The organism is Mycobacterium szulgai (assembly GCF_002116635.1).
Classification (GTDB): Bacteria; Actinomycetota; Actinomycetes; order Mycobacteriales; family Mycobacteriaceae; genus Mycobacterium; species Mycobacterium szulgai.
In genome coordinates, this window is record NZ_LQPW01000097.1 from 1 (window position 1) to 1,449 (window position 1,449).

1 protein-coding gene is annotated in these 1,449 nt (G+C 66.5%); it reads right to left on the reverse strand.

Annotation, left to right across the window (positions count from 1 at the left end; genetic code table 11):
• Positions 1 to 1,430: condensation domain-containing protein (locus AWC27_RS14735; protein WP_245847117.1), on the reverse strand; the 1,430-nt coding region annotated here is incomplete at its 3' end.
• Positions 1,431 to 1,449: the final 19 nt, after the last annotated feature.

Here is a 1,449-nt window from a genome sequence, read left to right on the forward strand (position 1 = left end):
GCGGTGGAGCGGGCCGGGTTGAGCAGTTCCACCAGCCGTTCGAACGGGGCGTCCTGGTTTTCGTATGCCGCCAGCGCCTTTGCCCGCACCTGCTGCAGCAGCTCGGTGAAGCTACGGTTGCCCGCGGTGTCCACCCGCAGCACCCAGGTATTGACGAAGAACCCGACCAAATCGGCCAACGCCGCGTCGGTACGTCCGGCGATCGGCCCGCCGATGCAGATGTCATCGCCGGCACCCAGCTTGCGCAACAACACCGCCAAGGCGGCTTGTAGCACCATCGACATCGTGGTCCCGGTTGCGCGGGCAAGAAGCTCGACCCGCTCACGCACACCCGCCGGCATACTGAACGAGACCGCTTCGCCCCGGAAGGATTGCCGCGGCGGGCGGGGCCGGTCCAGCGGCAACACGATCTGCTCGGGAACTCCGGCTAATTCTGTTCGCCAGTAGGCGAATTGACGCGCCAGCACCGACTCAGGGTCATCCTCATCGCCCAACACCTGCTGTTGCCACAGCGTGTAATCGGCGTACTGCACAGCCAGCGGCGCCCAGCCCGGTGCCTGCCCAGCGCAACGGGCGGCATACGCAGTGGCCAGGTCCTGGGCCAACGGCACCAGCGAGGCGCCGTCAGCGGCGATGTGGTGCACCACCAGAATCAAGGCGTGTTCTGTCTCGGACACCCTGATCAGCGCGGCCCGCAACGGAATTTCGGTGCACAGCTCGAACCGATACGCCGCGGCCTCGTCGACGGCTTGAGCCAACGGCTGTGCGTGCGCCAAGTCGGTGATGATCAGCGGCACCGTCGCGTCGGGCAAAATCTGCTGATACGCCACGCCATCGACCTCGACGAACAACGTGCGCAAACTCTCATGCCGCTCGGCCACATCATCCAGGGCCGCACCCAGCGCCGCCACATCCAGACGCCCGGTCAACCGCAACGCCAACGGAATGTTGTAGGTGGCCGACGGCCCCTCATAGCGGTGCAAAAACCACAACCGCGACTGCGCATAGGACAACCCAACCCGCGCCGGCCGCCGCTGCGCCACCAACGCCGCCCGCACCCGGTGAGCACTGTGGGCGTCCAACCAATCCGCCAACCGCGCCACCGTCGGCGCCTCGAACACCGCCCGGATCGCCACCTCCACATCCAGCTCGGCCCGAATGCGCGCCACCAACCGCGTCACCGTCAGCGAATGCCCACCCAAATCGAAAAACCCGTCATCGATGCCCACCCGCGCCAACCCCAACACCTCAGCGAACAACCCCGCCAACACCGACTCCCGCCCATCACGCGGCGCCCGATACCCCACCGCCGACACAAACTCCGGCGCCGGCAACGCCTTTCGATCCACCTTGCCGTTGGGCGTCAACGGCAACCCATCCAACACCATCACCACCGAGGGAACCATGAACTCCGGCAACCGATCCCCCACCCACCGGCGCACCTCACCA